Annotated in this window: 6 protein-coding genes; 2 read left to right on the forward strand and 4 right to left on the reverse strand. The window is 54.5% G+C overall.

Annotation, left to right across the window (positions count from 1 at the left end):
* From ACWA6V_RS17165 to ACWA6V_RS17180, 4 genes are all read right to left on the reverse strand, one after another.
* A partial coding sequence (locus tag ACWA6V_RS17165) for an AAA family ATPase (RefSeq protein WP_449523640.1) occupies positions 1-275 on the reverse strand: 275 nt, incomplete at its 3' end.
* 102 nt (positions 276-377) lie between these two features.
* Positions 378-902 (reverse strand): ATP-dependent protease subunit HslV, encoded by a 525-nt coding sequence (hslV, locus tag ACWA6V_RS17170; RefSeq protein WP_310067510.1) that lies wholly within the window; start codon positions 900-902, stop codon positions 378-380.
* 86 nt (positions 903-988) lie between these two features.
* On the reverse strand, positions 989-1,537 hold the full coding sequence (locus tag ACWA6V_RS17175) for an SPOR domain-containing protein (protein ID WP_449523641.1): 549 nt from the start codon (positions 1,535-1,537) through the stop codon (positions 989-991).
* A gap of 109 nt (positions 1,538-1,646) precedes the next feature.
* On the reverse strand, positions 1,647-3,872 hold the full coding sequence (locus ACWA6V_RS17180) for a primosomal protein N' (protein ID WP_449523642.1): 2,226 nt from the start codon (positions 3,870-3,872) through the stop codon (positions 1,647-1,649).
* 226 nt (positions 3,873-4,098) lie between these two features.
* Here ACWA6V_RS17180 and rpmE point away from each other — a divergent pair, with 226 nt between their 5' ends.
* Both rpmE and ACWA6V_RS17190 read left to right on the forward strand, forming a co-directional pair.
* On the forward strand, positions 4,099-4,323 hold the full coding sequence (gene rpmE / locus ACWA6V_RS17185; RefSeq protein WP_310067502.1) for a 50S ribosomal protein L31: 225 nt from the start codon (positions 4,099-4,101) through the stop codon (positions 4,321-4,323).
* 4 nt (positions 4,324-4,327) lie between these two features.
* On the forward strand, positions 4,328-5,028 hold a 701-nt coding region (locus ACWA6V_RS17190; protein WP_449523643.1), incomplete at its 3' end, for a thermonuclease family protein.

Raw genomic sequence — 5,028 nt, forward strand, 5'->3', positions numbered from 1 at the left:
ACGTAACCGACTTCGGTAAATTTGGTCGCTTCCACTTTGATAAAAGGCGCGTTAGCGAGCTTGGCCAAACGGCGTGCGATTTCAGTTTTACCCACACCGGTTGGGCCGATCATCAAAATATTTTTCGGGGTAATTTCATTGCGCATATCGAGGGGAACTTGCATGCGACGCCAGCGATTGCGCAGTGCAATTGCAACCGCGCGTTTGGCGTTGGCCTGGCCGACGATATGTTTATCTAATTCGTGCACGATTTCGCGCGGAGTCATGGAGGACATAAAAAACTCTTAAGTAGCCCGCATGGAGTGTAACGGAATGCGGATATGGTTTATCAAATCAAAGTCCCCGTATTTCGCTAGGCTCCATACGGGCTACGGTTATCAATATTCGAGCGTTTCGATGGTGTGTGTCTGGTTGGTAAAGACACAAATATCGCCCGCAATTTTCAGGCCTTTTTCGACAATGCTGCGCGCATCTAATTGGGTATTTTCCATCAGCGCACGCGCTGCGGCTTGCGCGTAATTGCCGCCCGAGCCAATCGCGATTAAATCGTCTTCCGGTTGGATTACATCTCCATTGCCGGTGATGATCAGTGAGGCTTCTTTATCGGCAACAGCAAGTAATGCTTCCAAGCGGCGCAAGCTGCGATCGGTTCGCCATTCTTTGGCGAGCTCGACAGCAGCACGCGTGAGTTGACCATTGTGTGCTTCGAGTTTGGCTTCAAAGCGTTCGAAGAGGGTGAATGCATCGGCGGTGCCGCCAGCAAATCCGGCGATCACCTGATTTTTGTAGAGACGGCGCACTTTGCGCGCATTGCCTTTCATTACGGTATTGCCAAGGGAAACCTGGCCGTCGCCGCCGATAACGACTTGCCCATCGCGGCGCACAGAGAGAATTGTTGTCACTGGACTTCCTTCTTAATTTACATCAGAGAAGCCAGAAAAATGGGGGCGTGCCCGCCTTTTTCAAGGCGTGCACCTGGATGTGGGGATTATTTGGTTTTAGCGCGTTTAAGTACCAGCGCGTTGTATTCGTTTTTGACCAGTTGCGAGCGGGCGCTAGTGAGTTCGTTTTGGTTATTAAAGGGGCCGACTACTACGCGATGCCAGACTTCACCTTTGCGAATCTCTACCTTTTCAATATTGGCGTCGAGGTTGAGCAAAATTAATTGCGCGCGCAATTTGTCTGCATCTTCAGCGCGTGGGAAAGAGCCGACCTGCAGAATGTACTCGGTGGTCTGCTCCTGCGCCGGCTTTTCTTCGTTGATCGTTTCGCTCGCTGGCACAATGGTTTCGCTTTCTTGCAGCAATTTGTAGAAATCAAAACGCGGTTTTGGCGTTTTATTTTCGGTCACCTTGGGCTTGGGCTCTTCTTTGGGAGCCGGCGCCGCAACCGGGTTTTTAATAAAGTAGAGGCTGGCCGCAAACGCACCCAATACCAGACCCGCCACGAACCACAACCAGGGAGGCGTCGCGCTGGTGCTGCTGGATGATGTGCGGCGCGCTGGTGCGCGGCCTTTTTTGGCGAAATCTCTACTCATGGAATGTGTGTATCTGTGCTAAATCGAGGCGCGATTGTAAAGGGATTGCGCGGGTGAGTCACTAAGCCTGCAATTTCCCCATCTGTCTGTTGCTTGTGCCACTTAGGGTTTAGCCCATTTCCTGTGGGTCAACATCAATCGACCAGCGCACCCGCTTGGCGAGCGGGGATGCTTCCAACTGCAATGCTAATTCGCTGAGCAATTGCTGCAAGGGTTTGCGCTGCGCACTGTTGATCTGCAATTGGTAGCGGAAGCGGTCGCCGCGCTTTTCCATCATTGCCGGCAGGGGGCCGAGATAATTCAAGAGCGGGTGCGGCGCTTGCAGTTGCTCGGCGATTTTGCGTGCGGTCTGCAGGAAATCTACCGCCGCTATGGCTTGTTTGCTTTCCGCTCGAATCAATGCAAGGTGGCGATAGGGTGGCAACTGGGTGATCTGGCGCTCATGCAAAATCAAATCGGCTAACGCGTGATAACCCTGCTGCACCAGTGTTTGCACTAGCGGGTGATCGGTGTGATGGCTCTGCAAAATCACCCTGCCACTTTTTTCCTCGCGCCCGGCGCGCCCGGCGACTTGCAATAACAGCTGCCCCATGCGCTCGGCGCCGCGGAAATCGGTGCTGAATAAACCAGCGTCCGCATCGATAATCACCACCAGCGTCACATCGGCAAAGTGATGGCCTTTGGCGAGCATTTGGGTACCGACAAGGATGCAGGGTTCGCCGCTGTGCACATCGACTAACAGTTTTTGCATGCTGTTTTTATTGCGCGTTGAATCGCGGTCTACGCGGATGACTTTGTAAGCTGGAAATAATTGTTGCAGCACCACTTCACTGCGCTCGGTGCCCTGGCCTATAGGTTGAATTTTGCTGCTGTTGCAGCTTGGGCAGCGCTTGGGAATGCCGCGCTGGTGATCGCAGTGATGGCAGTGCAGATGGCGCGGTGTCTGGTGCACGGTCATGCGTGCATCGCAGTGATTGCAGTTAGCTAACCAGCCGCAATCGTGACACTCCAACGTGGGTGCGTAGCCGCGGCGATTGAGAAATACCAGCACCTGGTTGCCTTTGCCGAGCGTATCGCCAATGGCATCGATACTGGCTTGCGCAAAACCCTCGTGCAGAATTTCGCCGCGAATATCGAGCAGCTGAATCTCCGGTGGTTTGGCATTGCCCGCGCGCGCTTTCAGGCGCAGGTATTGATACCGCCCTTGTAATGCATTGTGCAGGGTTTCCAGTGAGGGCGTAGCCGATCCGAGAATCAGTGGAATACCGAGGCGATGTGCGCGTACGGCAGCGAGATCGCGCGCGGAATAGCGGAAGCCATCTTGCTGTTTAAAAGAACCGTCATGTTCTTCGTCGATAATTAAAATGCCCGGTTCTTTGAGCGGCGTAAACAGCGCCGAGCGGGTGCCGATAATGATGCGCGCAATACCGTCGCGCGCCTGCAGCCAGGCATCCAGCCGCTCGCGGTCGTTTAAACCGGAGTGCAAGGCCACAATGGGCAAATTAAACCGACGCTGGAAACGCTGCAGGGTTTGCGGTGTGAGGCCGATCTCTGGAACCAGTACCAATGCCTGCTTGCCTTGCTTGAGTGATTGCTCAATTGCCTGCAGATAGATTTCGGTCTTACCGCTGCCGGTTGCGCCATCGAGCAGGTAAGTTTTAAAGCTACCGTAGTCGATCTGTGCAAACGCGGCTTGCTGTTCATCGCTCAAGGTCAGCGGGTGTTCGTGCAACAGCTCTGCCGTGTGTGGCGCTTGGCTGGGCACTATTTCGTCGATCCGCGCTAGGCCCTTGTCGATCAGGCTTTTGGCGATGGAGCGGGGAATGTCCAGCAAATCGAGATCGCTGCGGCTGAGTTGATGGCGGGTTTGCAAGGCGGCCAACAAAGTCGCTTGTTTCGGCGAGCGTTTAAGTGCACCTTCCGGCAAACCTTTGCCTTCGGTGGTAAGGCAGAATACCGGTTCCCCGCGCAACTGTGCGGGTTCGCCCTGGCGAAGGAGCACTGGTAGGGCGGTTTGCAAGGCTTCGCCGGGGGCGCATTGGTAGTAGTCGGCGGCCCAAAGGCAGAGGTCGAGCAATTCGCTATCGAGAGCGGGACGCGGGTCGATAATTGCCAATGCCGCGCGCAGTTTGCCCCTATCTTGCGCGCTTTCCGTTTTGACTTTTATCAGTACGCCGACCAGTTCCTGATGGCCAAAAGGGACGCGCACTAATATCCCCGGTTGCAGTGCGGAAGGTGTTGTATCTGCAGGAGGTAGATAGTCAAAGCAGCGACGCAGGGGTACGGGCAGTGCGATTTCCAGCAGCAAGGATTCTGTTGATGAGGTTTGGGTCATGGAGTCGGCAATTATCAAACGAGGCGGGCAGCATAACGTAATCGATCTGGTGTTCGCAGTTTATTGCTGATCGGCTGGTGGTTTTTTGCGCGAAATGGCGTTTTTCAGTTGCGCGCCTAGGGTTTTCTGGTAGTATCGCCGCTCCCGAAAACAGCCGTTTTTTAAACCTATGCGCGGTGCCCGGCAACTGACCAGGTGGCGGCGCAGATCACACAAGGCATTCATCATGAAAGCAGACATTCATCCAAATTACGTTGACGTAGCTGTAACCTGCAGCTGTGGCAACAGCTTCACCACCCGTTCAACCTTGGGCAAAGCCCTGCACGTTGACGTATGTGGCGCCTGCCACCCGTTCTACACCGGCAAGCAAAAAGTTGTTGATACCGGTGGCCGTATTGATCGCTTCACCAAGCGTTTCGGCAGCCGTATCGCTGGTGCCAAGAAAGACTAATTTCTTGATCCGCACTCTGCTAGCGCCGCTAGTAAAAACGCCGGGAATGAAAATTTCCGGCGTTTTTTTATGTCTGTGTTCTTTGTTTTTGCCCTCCGTCGCCGTTGCTGAATGCGGCTTTCCTACTGGTGAGTTGGTGCATGTGGCGCGGGTATCGGATGGGGACACCCTGAAATTACAAGACGGCCGCTCGGTGCGGGTGCTGGGGATTAACGCCCCGGAAATTGTGCATGGCAACAAACCCGGCCAGCCGCTCGGTCGTGAGTCGCGCGCAGCGGCACAGGCGTTTATCGATGCGAGCAAAGGTAAGGTTCGTCTTGGATTTGAGCGCGAAACCCATGATCACTACGGTCGTTTGTTGGCGCATGTGTACGATAGTCGCGGAAATAGCTTGGCCGATGCGCAATTGCGCAGCGGCATGGCGTTGCAGATTGCTGTACCGCCCAATACTGCCCAGGTGCATTGCCTGTCAACACCAGAGCGGGAGGCGCGACAAAAATCCTTAGGTGTATGGAGGGATAACTACTGGCAGCCTCTGCCGACAGTGTCTTTACGCGGTGATGAAGCTGGCTTCAGGTTAGTGCGTGGGCGCATCACCAAAGTGGATATCAACTCGGCGGTGTGGCTGGAGTTTGAAGGCAAGTTGGTCACCAGAGTTGCTAAAAAGGACTGGCCATCATTTGGCTATCGGCAGCAGGACTGGTT

The sequence above is a fragment of the Cellvibrio sp. genome, assembly GCF_053579595.1.